Origin of the sequence: Rhizobium ecuadorense (assembly GCF_001187535.1) — a bacterium.
Classification (GTDB): domain Bacteria; phylum Pseudomonadota; class Alphaproteobacteria; order Rhizobiales; family Rhizobiaceae; genus Rhizobium; species Rhizobium ecuadorense.
In genome coordinates, this window is the sequence record NZ_LFIO01001107.1 from 111,033 (window position 1) to 126,392 (window position 15,360).

The window sequence follows — 15,360 nt, forward strand, 5'->3', positions numbered from 1 at the left end:
CTTTTACCTTTCTGTGTCTCAGATTTTCGTGTCGGATTGTTTGGGGGCATCAGCATCTTTCGTCGGGGTCAGCGCGATCGCCTTGCGCGTATCGCTGAGACCGAGAACGAGGATGAGGAAAGCTGGCAGCAGCATGAGCATCGAGGCCAGGTAGCTGAGGATGAGGGCCGGTAGGCGCCAGTCCTTGCCGCGCGTGCGGAAATGCAGCGAGGCGAAACCGGAAAGCATGAAGCCGGCGCCGAAAGTGCCGATCACCGTCGCGCCGACCAGCGCCGGCACGCCGCCGAAGAAGCAGGCGGCAAGTCCGGCGAGGAAGATGAAGATCGAATTGCGGTTCATGCGCAGCGACGAGGGAATGTCCTCGCGCGGGCGAAGGCCGCGGCCGGAGGCTGCGACGATGCGCACGGCAAAATAATAGGCGGCAAACAGCATAGAGACCCACATGCCGCCCTGCACGGCCGGCAGCATCAGCACGATCAGCGATTTGGTCTGCGCCGTCGCCGCCGGATCAGGCATGAATTCCGGCTGCTGTTCCTTGACCGAGGCGATCAGCAGATCGACGATCTGGTCGGTGATCGCAGGCCCATAGCCGATCATCACGCCGATGACGATGACGGCGAGCGTCACCAGGCCGCAGAGATGCAGCAGGATATCGGAGAGCGGATACCAGGCAAGCAGATGATCCGGGCCGCCGAGTTCGGAAGCGGGCCGCGCCAGATTGGCGAGATGGCTGAGCCAGCCGGCCGGCAAGAGCGTCACCAGCGTCATGATCAGCGCGAAAGAGGGGGAAATGATAGCCGCGCCGAGCGCCGCTGCCGTGACGACGGCGGCGATTGCCGCGGCATTGCCCCAGCCGAGCCCGACGATCAGAATCGGCAGCGCCGAGGCCGTATAGAGCAGCGCGCTGAAAAACGACGGCTGCATGCTCGCGCCCAGCATCAGCAGGAAGGCGGTCAATCCGGCGAGTGCGCCGATCAGCAGCGTTTTAAGATTCGGTCGGTTCAAGGTCGCTGTCCTGCTTCATCAAGCAGTTAGAGGATGTTGCTGAATCGAATTCAGAAACGTCTCAACATGGGTTTTTAGAGTTCCGATCCGCGCCCATCGCGGAAGGGAGGCAACCCCCGGATCAGCAATCCGGGGGTCACATATTCTATCAGGCTACGACGTAGGGCAGCAGGCCGAGGAAACGGGCGCGCTTGATCGCCTGGGCGAGTTCGCGCTGCTTCTTCTGGGAAACGGCCGTGATGCGCGACGGAACGATCTTGCCGCGCTCGGAAATGTAGCGCTGCAGCAGACGTACGTCCTTGTAGTCGATCCGCGGCGCGTTGGCGCCGGAGAACGGGCAGGTCTTGCGACGGCGATGGAACGGGCGGCGGACCGGAGCGGAGGAAGTTTCAGACATATCTCAGATCTCCCTTATACGCGGTCTTCGCGCGGACGGCGCGGACGGTCTTCACGGTCGCCGAAGCCACCTTCACGCGGCGGACGCGGGCCGCGGTCACGATCGCCGAAGCCGCCTTCACGCGGGCCACGGCCGCCTTCGCGCGGACGGTCGTCACGGTCGCGCTTCTGCATCATGGCAGACGGACCTTCTTCATGCTTCTCGACGGCAATCGTCATGTAGCGAAGAACGTCTTCGCTGATGCGCATCTGACGTTCCATTTCCTGGACGGCAGCAGCCGGTGCATCGATGTCCATCAGGGCGTAGTGCGCCTTGCGGTTCTTCTTGATGCGGTAGGTGAGGGACTTGAGGCCCCAGTTCTCGATACGCCCGACTTTACCGCCGTTAGCTTCGATCACACCCTTGTACTGTTCTACGAGGGCATCGACCTGCTGAGCGGAAATATCCTGCCGGGCAAGGAATACATGTTCATAAAGAGCCATGACAGCTTTGCCTTTCTTGCGTTTGGTTCAACCCGATATTCGGCGGCTAAGCCTCAACGACTGCTCCTGATTGGGCGGACCCAGGCAAGAAAGCGTTTCCGAGACGGTCGAGAGCGGAGACACGGGAGGCTGGAACGCTTGCGCTCCGAACGATTTGCAAAATGCAAACCGGCCCTCCGTTCAGCCACCAGCCAGAAGACCGGGTTAACGAACAGGGCGGCTTATACGGATTTTTCGCGGGAAGGCAAGGGTTGGACGGGAAATTTGCAAGAGATGCCTAGCTGCTTGTGTGGGTTGCCTCTAATCGTTGGGCCAAATCATCCGGAATCCAGGCCTCGGTCGGTGCAAGCTTGCCCGAGGTGCTCAGAGTCAGCGCGATTTTCAATGCCATTGCATAGTGCGTCGATGCATTCGCCGGTTCGCATTCAGCTAACTTCACCAAGCTCGTGATCATACCGCGCTGCCATTCGACATTGTCGGGATCGCGCTCGATAAGCGTTTTTCGAATGTCGATGCTGTCCTGATAGGCCTGAAGAGCGCCCTTGGCGTCGCCTTCGGCCCGATGCATGTCGCCGATCCTGTCATAGCTGATGGAAAGGTCGTGCTGCCATTCGGCATTACCGGGATCGCGTTCGGTAAGCGCCTTTGCGATATCGATGCTGTCCTGATAGGCCTGAAGAGCGCCCTTGGCGTCGCCTTCGGCCCGACGCATGCCGCCGATATTGTCATAGCTGGTAGAAAGATCGCGCTGCCATTCGGCATTGCCGGGATCGTGTTCGGCAAGTGTTATTCGAATGTCGAGGCTGTCCTGATAGGCCTGCAGAGCGCCCTGGGCGTTACCTTCGGCCTGACGAATGTTGCCGATCTTGTTGTAGCTGATGGAAAGATCCCGCTGCCATTGGGCATTGCCAGGATCGCGTTCGGAAAGTGTTTTTCGAATGTTGAGGCTGTCCTGATAGGCTTGCAGAGCGCCCTCGGCGTCGCCTTCGGTCCGACGGATGTCGCCGATCTTGTCATAGCTGACAGAAAGATCTCGCTGCCATTGGGCATTGCCGGGGTCGCGTTCGGCAAGTGCCTTTGCGATATCGAGAGCGTTCCGATAGGCTTGAAGAGCGCCCTTGGCGTTGCCCTCTGCCCGGCGGATGTTGCCAATATTGTCATAACAAATGGAGAGATCTCGCTGCCATTCTGTGTTGCCGGGATCGCGCTCGGCAAGTGCCTTTGCGATATTGAGACCGTTCCGGTAGGCTTGAAGAGCCCCTTTGGCATCGCCTTCGGCCCGGCACATGTCGCCGATCCTCTCGTGCAAAACACCAATTGCACGTTCGTCTCCTACTCTAAACGCAGCCTCCAAGCCCGCTTCAAATGCAGCAACTGCGTTCAAACGCTGGCCCGTTTTTCGCAGTTCGTCGCCAAGCTGATCCCATCGCCATATTGGGTCGGGATCGAGCATCAGCGCTTGTTGTAAAGCCACAACTACGCCCTCGTGATCGTAAAGAGGCATAAGGATATCTGCTTCTTCGAGGAAAAGTCTCGCATCTTCCTTGTCCTGATCGCGCCGTTGCAAGGCTTGTTTCCTCTGCGCTTCGCGCACGGTTGCGAGTGCACCTTCGATATCCAGGGTTTCCAGCTTCTTGCGTGCGGCGTTAATGGCGCGATCGATTTCGGGATGATCATTGTGAATGGTCGCCAGTGTCCGGGAGCGGGCAAGAAGGTCATCCACTGCATCGGCGAGCACCCGGGCGATTTTGTCCCGGGGTACATCGGAATGACCGATCAACCGCGCGAGAACAGGTTCCAATTCTTTTACAGGGATGCCCTTTTCCTCTGACACGAAATCAAGAATCCGCGTCTGCATCTCCATCTGCTCATTGTGGCGTCGTTCGGCCTCTCTTTCTGCTGTAGTTTGTCCGTCGAGGACCCGGCCTATCTTCTTATCGACAAAATCCAGAATGGCGCCGATCCGCGCCAGTTGCTCCGCATTCCATATCGCCTTGAATGCCTCGTTGTCCTTTAGTCTTCCCGAGGCTGCCCGGACGAAAAGATCGTGCCAGCCGTCATTTCCGTTCGCACCACCGTGGAAAGCGGCCATTAATAGGGCGGGTAAGGTGTCGCCGATCTCGACGGACAATTCCCTGAGCACGTTATCTTCCAGTTCTTTGCGGACAGTGGTCGCATCAGGCGCAGCATCGCTTCGAGCGGCGAGAGCGGTTTCATAGGCTGTGGGCAGGATGCTGAGAATGTTATTTTCTTCCGCGGATGCCGCACCGTCGCTGTTGAACTTCCTCGCGTCCTTCAGATAGGACCATAGCAACGCTGAGACGCGCTCAGCCTCGACCTGCCGCATATCGTTGAAATCGTTGCTGCGTGCTTCGTCGAAACGTGCAAGGATCGTTTCCGTCGCGTCGAGGTGCGAAAGTCGCAGCGCCATAATATGGTGATTGCGGTCAATCTCTGGATGGCGCTTGAAGAGTGCGGCCGCGTAACGGTCACCAAAAGCGGTGTAGGCAGCGTGAGCTTCGTTGCCGGCGATATCACCGGCAAGCCCGGCAGCGATCCCCAAAGCTTTGGTCGCAACGCCGGACGTGGTTCCCGTCGGATCCACCGCCAAAGCGGAGCCGGCGATCGCTAGAACGACGGCTCCTATCCCCTTACCAATAATCGACATTCCATTCCCTCTTGCCGAGCCGAAGCGTAACATCCGGCATTGCACGGTCAAGGAGAGTAGAGTGATTTTTACAGCGTCAGCGGATACTGCCGGTGCACCTTCGCGATCTCCGCCAGCACCTCGTCCGAAAGCGTCAGGTCGGCCGCGCCGATATCGACTTTCAGCTGCTCCATCGAGGTTGCGCCGATGATGGTCGAGGCCATGAAGGGCCTGGACAGGCAGAACGCGAGCGCCATGGCCGCAGGGTCGAGACCATATCTGGCCGCGATCTCCAGATAGGCTTTGGTCGCCGGCTCCTGCAGCGGCTGCAGGCGGCCGCCGATATCGTGGTTGATCGAGCCGCGCGACCCCTTCGGCCTGGCGCCACCGACATATTTTCCCGTGAGGATGCCGCCGGCGAGCGGCGAATAGGCGAGCAGCCCGACATCCTCGTGATGCGAAAGCTCGGCGAGATCGAGGTCAAAATGGCGGTAGAGCAGATTGTATTCGTTCTGGACGCTGGCAACGCGCGGCAGGCTCTTCTGCTCTGACAGCGTCAGGTATTTCTGGATGCCCCAGGTGGTTTCGTTGGAAAGGCCGATCGCCCGGATCTTGCCTTCCTTCACCAGTGCGCCGAGCGTTTCCAGGATGTCGAGCATATTGGCGACGGCCTTGTCGCGGTCCTGGTTGAAGGGATTGTAGCTCCAGTTCTGGCGGAAATGGAAATGGCCGCGGTTCGGCCAGTGGATCTGGTAGAGGTCGATATAATCCGTTTTCAGCCGCGTCAGGCTGGCCTCGAGCGCCAGCCGGATATTCTTTGCGTCGGCGCCTTCGCCGCCGCGTATATAGTCGCGGCCGCGGCCTGCGACCTTGGTGGCGAGTACGATATCGCCGCGCTTGCCGGTCTTTTCGAACCAGGTGCCGATATAGTCTTCGGTCCAGCCCTGTGTTTCCGGCGAAACCGGGGTGGTCGGGTAGAGTTCGGCGGTATCGAAGAAATTGACGCCCTTATCGACGGCGTAATCCATCTGTGCATGGGCGTCGGTTTCGCTGTTCTGCGAACCCCAGGTCATGGTGCCAAGGCAGATTTCTGAAACGGAAATGCCGGTGCGGCCGAGTGAATTGTACTTCATGAGAAAACCTTGGGAGAGAGCTGAAGCCTTGGGGAGGACCGGGCAAATCTAGGCCGGATTTGGCCGAGCGCAAGAGCAAAAACCTCGCTTTTGTGCCGGTGCGAAAGGCTTTGCGGAGAATGAGCCGCCACTTGACTCTGCCGGAAAGAATGTCAATTGGAGGCAAAACAGCCTCGAGGGGCGCAATCAGGGACATGAAAATGACCATTGCTTTCACTTTTCCCGGTCAGGGCAGTCAGGCCGTCGGCATGGGCAAGGAACTCGCCGAGAATTTCGCCGAAGCCCGCGCCGTTTTCGACGAGGTCGATGAGGCGCTCGGTGAAAAGCTTTCGGACGTCATGTTCAACGGTCCCGAGGATACGTTGACCCTGACGGCGAACGCCCAGCCGGCGCTGATGGCCGTCTCGATCGCCGTCGTCCGCATTCTTGAGGCCAAGGGGCTGGATCTGAAGTCCAAGGTCGCCTATGTCGCCGGCCACTCGCTCGGCGAATATTCGGCCCTTTGCGCCGCCGGCACCTTTTCGCTCGCTGACACGGCCCGGCTGCTGCGCATTCGCGGCAACGCCATGCAGGCGGCCGTCCCCGTCGGCATCGGCGCCATGGCCGCGATCATCGGCCTCGAACATGCCGACGTCGTCGCCGTCTGCGAAGAGGCTGCTGCGACCGGCGCCTGCCAGATCGCCAACGACAATGGCGGCGGCCAAATCGTCATCTCGGGCGAGAAGGCGGCCGTCGAAAAGGCCGCCGGCCTGGCGACCGACAGGGGCGCCAAGCGCGCCATCCTGCTGCCGGTTTCCGCTCCCTTCCATTCCAAGCTGATGGCGCCTGCCGCCGAGGCCATGCGTGCAGCGCTGGCAACGGTTGCCAAATCCGATCCGGTCGTGCCTCTGATCGCCAATGTCCGCGCCGCCCCGGTGACGGATGCCGGCGAGATCGCCAGCCTGCTGGTCGAGCAGGTGACCGGTCAGGTCCGCTGGCGCGAGACCGTGGAATGGTTCGCCGGCAATGGCGTCACGACGCTTTATGAACTCGGTTCCGGCAAGGTGCTCACCGGCCTTGCGCGGCGCATCGACAAGACGATTAACGGCATCTCCGTCAACGGCCCGGCCGATATCGACGCGACTGTTGCCGCCCTCATGGCCTGATTGGTATTTCCAGAGATTTCCAGAGATATAAGGAACGTTTCCATGTTCGATCTTTCCGGCCGCAAGGCTCTCGTCACCGGCGCATCGGGCGGTATCGGCGAGGAAATCGCTCGCCTTCTGCATAAGCAGGGCGCCATCGTCGGCCTGCACGGCACGCGCGTTGAGAAGCTGGAAGCGCTGGCGGCCGATCTTGGCGAGCGCGTCAAGATCTTTCCGGCAAACCTCTCCGACCGCGATGAAGTCAAGGCTCTCGGCCAGAAGGCCGAAGCCGAACTCGAAGGCGTCGATATCCTCGTCAACAATGCCGGCATCACCAAGGATGGCCTCTTCGTGCGCATGAGCGACGAAGATTGGGACGCCGTTCTCGAAGTGAACCTGACCTCGACCTTCCGCCTGACGCGCGAATTGACGCATCCGATGATGCGCCGCCGCTATGGCCGCATCATCAACATCACCTCCGTCGTCGGCGTCACCGGCAATCCGGGCCAGGCCAATTACTGCGCCTCCAAGGCAGGCATGATCGGCTTCACCAAGTCGCTGGCCCAGGAAATCGCCACCCGCAACGTGACGGTCAACTGCGTGGCGCCCGGCTTCATCGAAAGCGCCATGACCGGCAAGCTGAACGACAAGCAGAAGGAAGCGATCATGGGAGCGATCCCGATGAAGCGCATGGGCACGGGCGGCGAGGTTGCTTCGGCGGTCGCTTATCTTGCGTCCTCCGAGGCTGCCTATATGACGGGCCAGACGCTGCACGTAAACGGCGGCATGGCGATGATCTGAAACGACAAACCGCCGGCATGGGAGTAATTCCGCCAATAGCATGTTGAGCAATCACGAACCGTTGATTTTCTCGCTTTGCGGCGGACCTAAAGCATGTTAAGCGGGCCATGACTGTCAACAGTCGTCCCGAGAAAGCAGACGGACCGGCGAGCTTTTTGCAAGCCTGGGACATCTCTGAAGCCGGGTAAACGAGTTTGCCGAGGATGTCTGAAAACATCGCAGGCTGAAACAGGGTAGGGGTGCCGCAACGGCATTCCGATCAGGACATAAGGTCGAGGAAACCGACATGAGCGATATCGCAGAACGCGTAAAGAAAATTGTTATTGATCATCTTGGCGTCGATGCCGACAAGGTCGTCGAGAGCGCCAGCTTTATCGACGATCTGGGCGCCGACTCGCTCGACACGGTCGAACTTGTCATGGCATTCGAAGAAGAATTCGGCGTTGAAATTCCCGACGACGCCGCCGACTCGATCCTGACGGTCGGCGATGCCGTGAAGTTTATCGAGAAGGCCCAGGCCTGATCCTGTAAGTTTGAGAAAGGGCGGGCCTGGAGTCCGCCCTTTTCTTTTCGGCCTATTTCTCCATAGAACATAAGAGACGGGGGGAAGCACGCGATGAGACGTGTCGTCATAACCGGTACCGGCATGGTGTCACCCTTGGGATGCGGAACCGAGGTGACGTGGTCGCGGCTGCTTGCCGGCCAGAACGGCGCCCGCCTCGTCACCGAATTCGAGGTCGACGACCTTTCCGCCAAGATCGCCTGCCGTATTCCCATCGGCGACGGCACCGACGGCACCTTCAATGTCGATCAGTGGATGGAGCCGAAAGAGCAGCGCAAGGTCGATCCCTTCATCATCTACGGCATGGCCGCCGCCGACATGGCGCTTGCCGATGCCGGCTGGCATCCCGAGACCGATGAGGACCAGATCGCCACCGGCGTGCTGATCGGCTCCGGCATCGGCGGCATCGAAGGCATTGTCGAGGCGGGCTACACCCTGCGCGACAAGGGCCCGCGCCGCATCTCCCCCTTCTTCATCCCCGGCCGCCTGATCAACCTCGTCTCCGGCCAGGTCTCGATCCGCCACAAGCTGCGCGGCCCCAACCATTCGGTCGTCACCGCCTGCTCGACGGGCGCGCATGCGATCGGCGATGCCGCGCGGCTGATCGCGCTGGGTGACGCCGACGTCATGGTCGCCGGCGGCACGGAATCCCCGGTCAGCCGCATTTCGCTCGCTGGCTTTGCCGCCTGCAAGGCGCTGTCGACCCAGCACAATGACGATCCGCAGAAGGCCTCGCGCCCTTATGACCGCGACCGCGACGGCTTCGTCATGGGCGAGGGCGCCGGCATCGTCGTGCTCGAGGAACTGGAACACGCCCAGGCGCGCGGCGCCAGGATCTATGCCGAAATCGTCGGCTACGGCCTGTCGGGCGATGCCTATCACATCACCGCGCCGTCCGAAGACGGCGAGGGCGCCGGCCGCTGCATGGCGATGGCGCTGAAGCGCGCCGGCCTGACGCCGGCCGATATCGACTATATCAACGCCCACGGCACCTCGACCATGGCCGATACGATCGAACTCGGCGCCGTCGAGCGGCTGGTCGGCAATGCGGCATCGAAGATCTCCATGTCTTCGACCAAGTCGGCGACCGGACACCTTCTTGGTGCTGCCGGCGCGATCGAGGCGATCTTCACCACGCTTGCCATTCGCGACAATATTGCGCCGCCGACGCTCAATCTCGACAATCCCGAACGCGAGACGGCGATCGATCTTGTGCCGCACAAGGCGCGTGAGCGAGAAATCAATGTGGCGCTGTCCAACTCGTTCGGATTCGGCGGCACGAACGCGTCGCTCGTCCTGCGCCGTTACGCGCAATAACAGCCCGCGCGGCGCAATGAATGTCCCTTGCGCCGCGACGGCCGTTCCTCTGCATTGCGCAGCAGGGCGTGCGGGCGCATAACGACCGGCGGCGGCGCCGTTGAACGGCGGCAGAACCTGCTTTTGCCGCATTGCTTCGCGAAATAGCGAAGTGAGGGTCAAGTTTTAGAGGATTGCCGGTGAGCGATACGACGAACCAGAGCAACGATACCCCGCAGGGCGAGAACGGCCGGCAAGCGCAGAAGGGACCGATCATCCCGAAGTCGCCGAGCGAAGCCCTGCGTCCGGAGCGTGTTCCGGAGCCGCCGAAGCGATCCAAGAAAGCCCGCGGCCAGGTCGTTCTTTTCCTGAACTTCATCATGACGATGGCGGTGCTGGTCTGCGTCGTCGCCGTCATCGGCTTCTACTACGCCACCTCGACCTATCGGAATCCCGGTCCGCTGCAGACCAATACCAATTTCATCATCCGCAATGGCGCTGGCCTCGCCGAAATTGCCACGAACCTCGAGCGCAATGCGATCATCAGCGATGCCCGGATCTTCCGCTATCTCACGGCAACGCATCTGTCTGCCGGCGAGAGTCTGAAGGCCGGTGAATATGAGATCAAGGCCAGAGCCTCCATGAGCGATATCATGGAGCTTCTGAAATCGGGCAAATCCATTCTCTATTCAGTTTCCTTCCCCGAGGGCCTGACGGTCCGCCAGATGTTCAACCGCATGCTGGAGGATCAGGTGCTGGAAGGCGATCTGCCGGCCGCCCTGCCTGAAGAGGGCAGCCTGCGCCCGGATACCTACAAATTTTCGCGCGGCACCAAGCGCTCGGAGATCATCCAGCAGATGGCGGCGGCACAGCAGAAAATCGTCGATCAGATCTGGGACAAGCGCGACTCCTCGCTGCCGCTGCGGTCCAAGGAAGAATTCGTGACGCTCGCCTCGATCGTCGAAAAGGAAACCGGCGTTGCCGACGAACGCGCCCATGTCGCCTCGGTTTTCCTGAACCGGCTGGGCAAGGGCATGCGCCTGCAGTCCGACCCGACGATCATCTACGGCCTCTTCGGCGGCGACGGCAAACCGGCCGACCGGCCGATCTACCAGTCGGACCTGAAGCGGGAAACGCCCTATAATACCTATGTCATCAAGGGGCTGCCGCCGACGCCGATCGCCAATCCGGGCAAGGATGCGCTTGAGGCCGTCGCCAATCCCTGGAAGACCCAGGACCTTTATTTCGTCGCCGACGGCACCGGCGGCCATGTTTTCGCGGCGACGCTCGAGGAGCACAATGCCAACGTCAAGCGCTGGCGCAAGCTCGAAGCCGACAAGGGCTCGGACCCGAACATCGCAGTCGACGGCCAGCCTGACGAGCAGCCCGCCGATGACGGCGCTGCCGTTGCGCCGCCGAAGAAAAAGAAGATCAATTGATAGCTTCTGGAGGCTCGTATGGCTTTGCAGTCCATGACCGGTTTTGCGCGGCGCGAGGGAACGAGCGGCCGCTGGCGCTGGGCATGGGAACTGCGCTCGGTCAACGGCAAGGGCCTCGACCTGCGGCTGCGCCTGCCGCCCGGCCTCGAACGCATGGAGGCGGAGGTCCGCCGCATTGCCGGCGAAAGCTTCAGCCGCGGCAACCTGCAGGCATCGCTGTCCGTCACTGCCGACGAGAACCGCTTCGAGGCCGTGCTGAACAGGCAGGCGCTCTCAGCGGTGCTTGCGATGCGCGAGCAATTGGACGGCGTGATCGATCCGGCGCCGCTGAAGCTCGATACGCTGCTTCTGGTACGGGGCATCGTGGAGTTTCGCGAAGGCGAGGATGGCGAGGAAGCACTCGCCGCCCGTGACGCCGATATCACTGCCGGCCTGTTGGCAGCACTTGCCGATCTCCGGGCCATGCGCGAACAGGAAGGCTCGGCGCTGACCCGCATTCTCCTCGACCATGCGACGACGATCGAAGGCCTGACGCGCACGATCGAGGCTGATCCTTCACGCTCGCCGCAGGAGATCGCCGCGCGGCTTGCCGCGCAGGTCGCCTTGCTGATGGACGGCATGGCCGCGCTCGACCGCGACCGGCTGCATGCAGAAGCCGCACTGCTGGCGACCAAGGCGGATCTGCGCGAAGAAATCGATCGTCTGAAGGCGCACGTTGCCGCAGCACGCGATCTCTTGGTGAAAGATGGCCCTGCCGGCCGCCGGCTGGACTTCCTTGCACAGGAATTTAACCGCGAATCGAATACCATCTGCTCGAAGTCGAATGCCTCGGCGGTCACCGCCGCCGGCATCGAGTTGAAAGTCGTGATCGACCAGTTCCGCGAGCAGGTCCAGAATTTGGAGTAAGACATGAAACCGGCGAAATCCTCGCCCGTGCAGATCGCCCGCCGCGGTTTGATGCTTGTCATCTCGTCGCCGTCGGGCGCCGGCAAATCCACCATCGCGCGCACGCTGCTGGAGCAGGACAGGCAAATCGGCCTCTCCGTCAGCGTCACCACGCGCCAGCGCCGCCCGAGCGAAGTCGAGGATGTGCATTACCACTTCAAGAGTGTGCGCGAGTTCGAGCGGATGCGCGACAGCGATGCGCTGCTCGAATCGGCGGAGGTGCATGGCAATTTCTACGGCACGCCGCGCGAGCCTGTGGAGCAAGCCATGGCCGAGGGCCGCGACATGCTGTTCGACATCGACTGGCAGGGTGCCCAGCAGTTGCAGGAGAAGATGTCGGCCGACGTGGTTTCGATCTTCGTGCTGCCGCCGACTATGACCGAGCTGCAGTCGCGGCTGCACCGCCGCGCCGAGGATTCCGAGGAGGTCATCCAGACGCGTCTGGCCAACAGCCGCGCCGAGATCGCCCACTGGCGCGAATATGACTATGTCATCGTCAACGACGACCTCAATGCCGCTTTCGACGCCGTCCAGTCGATCGTCAGGGCCGAACGCCTGCGCCGCGACCGCCGCCATGGGATGTTCGATTTCGTCCGCGAGCTGCTGGAAGAGACGCCGTCGCTCTAAAGACTGTTTGCCAGAAGGCAGAATTCCTCGACCGACAGGGTCTCCGCCCGCCGGGCCGGATCAATCCCGGCCTTGACGAGCAGTCTCTCGCCGCCGAGTGGTTTGAGGCTCTGGCGCAGCATCTTGCGGCGCTGGCCGAAGGCCGCCTGCGTCACTCTTTCCAGATTGGCAACGGCGCAGGGAATGGGGTTTTCCCGGGGCATCAGATGCACGACCGTCGAGGTTACCTTCGGCGGCGGCGTGAAGGCTTGCGGCGGCACGTCGAAGGCCATGCGCGCTTGCGTCCGCCAGCCGCAGAGCACGCCGAGCCGGCCGTAATGGTCGTCGTCTTCCGAGGCGACGATACGCTCGCCGACTTCCTTCTGAAACATCAGCGTCAGCGACTGCCAGAAGGGCGGCCAGGCCTTCGGCAACAGCCAGTTGACCAGAAGCTGCGTGCCGACATTGTAGGGCAGGTTGGCAATGATCTTGATCGGGCCTTCCGGCGCCAAGGCCTCGAAATCGGTCTTCAGCGCATCGCCTTCGATCACCTCCAGGCGGCCGGGATAATGATCGGCGATCTCGGCGAGCGCCGGCAGGCAGCGTGTATCCCGCTCGACGGCGATAACCTTTTTGGCGCCGAGCGCCAGGATTGCTCGCGTCAGTCCGCCCGGGCCGGGACCGACCTCGAAGACGGTCGCTTCTTCAAGCGCGCCCGCCGTGCGGGCGATCTTCTGCGTCAGGTTGAGGTCGAGCAGGAAGTTCTGCCCGAGCGCCTTGCGGGCATCGAGGCCGTGACGCTGGATGACGTCGCGAAGCGGCGGCAGGCCATCAAGTGCTGCCATCAGCGGCGGCTTTCCGTTGTACGGCCGAGTTGGGCGGCGAGCTTCAGCGCCGCAACCAGGCTCTGCTCGCGCGCCAAACCCTTGCCGGCAATGCCGAAAGCGGTGCCGTGATCGGGCGAGGTGCGTACGAAAGGAAGGCCGAGCGTGACGTTGACGCTGTCGTCGAAACCGAGCGCTTTGGCCGGGATCAGCGCCTGATCGTGATACATGCAGATGGCGACATCGTATCGCGCCCGCGCCTCGTCATGGAACATCGTGTCGGCGGGCAGGGGGCCGATCGCATCGATGCCCTCGTCACGTAGGCGCTCGATCGCCGGGCGGATGACATCCTCGTCCTCCCTGCCTATCGTCCCGCCTTCGCCCGCATGTGGGTTGAGGCCGGCAACGGCGAGCCGCGGCGCCTCGATGCCGAAACGCTGTCTCAGGTCTTCATGAGCGATCCGGCAGGTTTCCACGATCAGGTCGCCGGTCAGCGCCTGCGGCACGTCCCTGACCGGAATGTGGATGGTGACGGGAATAGCCCGAAGCTTCGGCCCCGACAGCATCATGACAGGCGTCACCGGGCTGCCGGTCGCTCTGCCGGCGAGATCGGCGAGAAATTCAGTATGGCCGGGAAAGCGGAAGCCGGCCTCGTAGAGCACGGATTTGGCGATTGGGTTGGTAACGACCGCGAGTGCCTCGCCGTCGATGACAAGCGACACGGCTTTCTCGATTGCCGCGATCGTGCCCTTCGCCGTTGCCGCATGCGGTTCGCCGGCCACCACCTCGATGCCGGCGGGCACCGTCATGACCGGCAGCGCGTCGGCAAATATGCCGGCAGCCTCGCCGGCTTTATCCGTCTCGCGGATCGAAACCGAAAGGTTGAGCTGGCGGGCTCTCAACGCCAAGACATCGGGATCGCCGATCAGGAAGAAAGGCGGCAACCCGAGTTCGCGCCGCCGGAGCCAGGCCATCAGCGTAATATCCGGCCCGATGCCGGCGGGGTCGCCCTGGCTCAGCGCAAGCGGTCGCGAAAACGGTATCGTCATCGTAGATCAACGATAGGCGATCTGCGCCTTTTTGCGCAGTTCATCCAGATACTTTTTGCTGTTTTCGTTTTCCGGGCTGGCGTCCTTGTCAGCCTTGGACTTGCCGATATCTTCCTGGCGGAAGACCATCTCTGCCGCCTGGTCGTCGGAAACCTGGCGCTGGCTGCAGATCGCCAGATATTCGACGCCCTTGTCGGTGACGCGAGTCCCTGTCGTATTGCCTTTGGCCTGTTCGACCAGCGGCTTCCAATCCGGCGGGATTTCGGGGGCGAGCATACGGCCGAGATCGCGCACGGAAACGTCACGCATCGTCGCGGCAAAGACCTTTGCCTGGTCGCAGCCCGGAAATTTCGAGCGCGACGCCTCGGCTTCACCCTTGCGCTTGCCGGTGATGGCGTTGCGCTTGGCCTGCGGAATGACGAAGATGATCTGCTGCAGCATATATTCGGTCGTCACCGGCTTCTGCTTGTTGTTCTGCATCATGCGCGAGACGAGGTCATAGTTCGACAGCCGCGAGGTCGAACCGTAGCGCGCGTTGACGACCCGCGGCCAGCTCATCTGCACGGCGATGAAACCCTTGAAATGGTCGACGCCGACGCCGGCGCGATCGAGGATCTGCGACATCTGCGCGACGGAAAGTTTGTTGCCGGCCGAAAAGCGCGCGAAAGAGGCATCGACGTCCTGCTGCGAAACCGACATATGGACACGGGAGACCTCCTGCCGCTTGAGCGCCTCGTCGATCAATTGCTCCTCGGCAGCTTTGGCATCGGCCTTGGTATGCTGCAGGCGCAGGAAGGCCTGGCGTTTGGCGACGTCGCCGCTGGTGATGGCGGTGCCGTTCACCACGGCCTTGACCTCGCTTGCGGCAAATGCTGGAGCGGCGACACCCGTCAGCAAGGCAAGCGCCGCCCCGGCGAGGAACTTGGTTATGGCTTTTTTCGCGTCAATCATCTGTTGACCTCCCGATAGCGCCGCGAAACGTTGTTCGCGGCGTTTTTTACCACAGTGCGAGACACGCGGCGAAACCCCTATGCCTCAGATATCGACTGG

At 61.7% G+C, this 15,360-nt stretch carries 15 protein-coding genes; 7 read left to right on the forward strand and 8 right to left on the reverse strand.

Going from position 1 to position 15,360, the window contains the following annotated elements:
* Window positions 1-18: 18 nt before the first annotated feature.
* From AF337_RS22750 to AF337_RS22770, 5 genes are all read right to left on the reverse strand, one after another.
* Complete coding sequence (locus AF337_RS22750; RefSeq protein WP_049733921.1) at window positions 19-1,005, reverse strand: DUF2232 domain-containing protein; 987 nt, start codon at window positions 1,003-1,005, stop codon at window positions 19-21.
* A gap of 148 nt (window positions 1,006-1,153) precedes the next feature.
* Entirely contained in the window at window positions 1,154-1,402 is a 249-nt protein-coding gene (rpsR, locus tag AF337_RS22755; RefSeq protein WP_003547038.1) for a 30S ribosomal protein S18, read from the reverse strand.
* A 14-nt stretch (window positions 1,403-1,416) separates the two neighbouring features.
* Window positions 1,417-1,884, reverse strand: coding sequence for a 30S ribosomal protein S6 (rpsF, locus tag AF337_RS22760; protein WP_003574183.1), 468 nt, complete (start codon window positions 1,882-1,884; stop codon window positions 1,417-1,419).
* A gap of 277 nt (window positions 1,885-2,161) precedes the next feature.
* Complete coding sequence (locus tag AF337_RS22765) at window positions 2,162-4,552, reverse strand: tetratricopeptide repeat protein (RefSeq protein ID WP_152971160.1); 2,391 nt, start codon at window positions 4,550-4,552, stop codon at window positions 2,162-2,164.
* A gap of 68 nt (window positions 4,553-4,620) precedes the next feature.
* Complete coding sequence (locus AF337_RS22770) at window positions 4,621-5,664, reverse strand: aldo/keto reductase (protein ID WP_049733923.1); 1,044 nt, start codon at window positions 5,662-5,664, stop codon at window positions 4,621-4,623.
* A 200-nt stretch (window positions 5,665-5,864) separates the two neighbouring features.
* Between AF337_RS22770 and fabD the strand changes: the two genes are divergently transcribed.
* The 7 genes from fabD to gmk all read left to right on the forward strand — a co-directional run bounded on the left by fabD (window position 5,865) and on the right by gmk (window position 12,458).
* Window positions 5,865-6,809 carry an ACP S-malonyltransferase gene (gene fabD / locus AF337_RS22775; RefSeq protein ID WP_049734133.1) on the forward strand — a complete coding sequence of 315 codons (945 nt, stop codon included), beginning with the start codon at window positions 5,865-5,867 and terminating at the stop codon, window positions 6,807-6,809.
* Window positions 6,810-6,851: 42 nt separating this feature from the next.
* Complete coding sequence (gene fabG / locus AF337_RS22780) at window positions 6,852-7,589, forward strand: 3-oxoacyl-[acyl-carrier-protein] reductase (RefSeq protein WP_003578339.1); 738 nt, start codon at window positions 6,852-6,854, stop codon at window positions 7,587-7,589.
* A gap of 286 nt (window positions 7,590-7,875) precedes the next feature.
* Window positions 7,876-8,112: an acyl carrier protein gene (locus AF337_RS22785; protein WP_003547058.1), complete on the forward strand. Its 237-nt coding sequence runs from the start codon at window positions 7,876-7,878 to the stop codon at window positions 8,110-8,112.
* Window positions 8,113-8,205: 93 nt separating this feature from the next.
* Window positions 8,206-9,468: a beta-ketoacyl-ACP synthase II gene (gene fabF, locus AF337_RS22790; protein ID WP_049733924.1), complete on the forward strand. Its 1,263-nt coding sequence runs from the start codon at window positions 8,206-8,208 to the stop codon at window positions 9,466-9,468.
* Window positions 9,469-9,647: 179 nt separating this feature from the next.
* Complete coding sequence (gene mltG, locus AF337_RS22795) at window positions 9,648-10,886, forward strand: endolytic transglycosylase MltG (RefSeq protein WP_049734134.1); 1,239 nt, start codon at window positions 9,648-9,650, stop codon at window positions 10,884-10,886.
* A gap of 18 nt (window positions 10,887-10,904) precedes the next feature.
* Window positions 10,905-11,792: a YicC/YloC family endoribonuclease gene (locus AF337_RS22800; protein WP_049733925.1), complete on the forward strand. Its 888-nt coding sequence runs from the start codon at window positions 10,905-10,907 to the stop codon at window positions 11,790-11,792.
* Window positions 11,793-11,795: 3 nt separating this feature from the next.
* Entirely contained in the window at window positions 11,796-12,458 is a 663-nt protein-coding gene (gene gmk, locus AF337_RS22805; RefSeq protein WP_049733926.1) for a guanylate kinase, read from the forward strand.
* On the opposite strand, the gene rsmA is transcribed toward gmk, so the two are convergent.
* From rsmA to AF337_RS22820, 3 genes are read right to left on the reverse strand one after another with little or no spacing between them, the layout of a single operon-like run.
* Window positions 12,455-13,282, reverse strand: a complete 828-nt coding sequence (gene rsmA / locus AF337_RS22810) for a 16S rRNA (adenine(1518)-N(6)/adenine(1519)-N(6))-dimethyltransferase RsmA (protein ID WP_049733927.1) — start codon at window positions 13,280-13,282, stop codon at window positions 12,455-12,457. The genes gmk and rsmA overlap by 4 nt on opposite strands.
* Window positions 13,282-14,310, reverse strand: coding sequence for a 4-hydroxythreonine-4-phosphate dehydrogenase PdxA (gene pdxA / locus AF337_RS22815; protein ID WP_049733928.1), 1,029 nt, complete (start codon window positions 14,308-14,310; stop codon window positions 13,282-13,284). The genes rsmA and pdxA overlap by 1 nt, the downstream gene beginning before the upstream one ends.
* Window positions 14,311-14,316: 6 nt before the next feature.
* Entirely contained in the window at window positions 14,317-15,261 is a 945-nt protein-coding gene (locus AF337_RS22820; protein ID WP_049733929.1) for a SurA N-terminal domain-containing protein, read from the reverse strand.
* Window positions 15,262-15,360: the final 99 nt, after the last annotated feature.

Coding starts and splice junctions, on each gene's coding strand:
- AF337_RS22800 (WP_049733925.1), top strand. CDS start 10,905: ATGGCTTTGCAGTCCATGACCGGTTTTGCGCGGCGCGAGGGAACGAGC.
- rpsR (WP_003547038.1), bottom strand. CDS start 1,402: ATGTCTGAAACTTCCTCCGCTCCGGTCCGCCGCCCGTTCCATCGCCGT.
- fabG (WP_003578339.1), top strand. CDS start 6,852: ATGTTCGATCTTTCCGGCCGCAAGGCTCTCGTCACCGGCGCATCGGGC.
- AF337_RS22765 (WP_152971160.1), bottom strand. CDS start 4,552: ATGTCGATTATTGGTAAGGGGATAGGAGCCGTCGTTCTAGCGATCGCC.
- gmk (WP_049733926.1), top strand. CDS start 11,796: ATGAAACCGGCGAAATCCTCGCCCGTGCAGATCGCCCGCCGCGGTTTG.
- AF337_RS22770 (WP_049733923.1), bottom strand. CDS start 5,664: ATGAAGTACAATTCACTCGGCCGCACCGGCATTTCCGTTTCAGAAATC.
- rsmA (WP_049733927.1), bottom strand. CDS start 13,282: ATGGCAGCACTTGATGGCCTGCCGCCGCTTCGCGACGTCATCCAGCGT.
- pdxA (WP_049733928.1), bottom strand. CDS start 14,310: ATGACGATACCGTTTTCGCGACCGCTTGCGCTGAGCCAGGGCGACCCC.
- AF337_RS22820 (WP_049733929.1), bottom strand. CDS start 15,261: ATGATTGACGCGAAAAAAGCCATAACCAAGTTCCTCGCCGGGGCGGCG.
- fabF (WP_049733924.1), top strand. CDS start 8,206: ATGAGACGTGTCGTCATAACCGGTACCGGCATGGTGTCACCCTTGGGA.
- AF337_RS22785 (WP_003547058.1), top strand. CDS start 7,876: ATGAGCGATATCGCAGAACGCGTAAAGAAAATTGTTATTGATCATCTT.
- fabD (WP_049734133.1), top strand. CDS start 5,865: ATGACCATTGCTTTCACTTTTCCCGGTCAGGGCAGTCAGGCCGTCGGC.
- rpsF (WP_003574183.1), bottom strand. CDS start 1,884: ATGGCTCTTTATGAACATGTATTCCTTGCCCGGCAGGATATTTCCGCT.